The 330-nt window shown below is 28.5% G+C and carries 1 protein-coding gene; it reads left to right on the forward strand.

All coding sequences use genetic code 11. The features are described 5' to 3' along the window. On the forward strand, positions 1-330 hold a 330-nt coding region (locus SB725_RS30510), incomplete at both ends, for a hypothetical protein (RefSeq protein WP_410923076.1).

Here is a 330-nt window from a genome sequence, read left to right on the forward strand (position 1 = left end):
GTTATTTCCTAATTCTGACCCTTTTGCAGTAGAGAATCAAGCAAATCATAAATTATTTTTTGAAGCATTTAAAATACAGATTACTAATAAGCAAAAGGAAAAAGAATTTAATGAAGTTTTAAAAGGAATAATAATTGAAATCCTAAGTAGGAAGAATGAAGATGATACAGTTATTGCAAATTATTTCTATGATCTTATTTCAGAGGATTTCGGGGTTAGCAAAACTGGGGAAACCCTAATTTCTGGAGATGGTAACTTTTTAGATAACAAAGTAGTTAAGTTACTTAATGCAATTATTACAATTGTTGAGGAGCAAGGTTTTGAAAGATT

The organism is Pseudomonas sp. SIMBA_041, from assembly GCF_046535095.1.
Lineage (GTDB): Bacteria > Pseudomonadota > Gammaproteobacteria > Pseudomonadales > Pseudomonadaceae > Aquipseudomonas > Aquipseudomonas mucoides.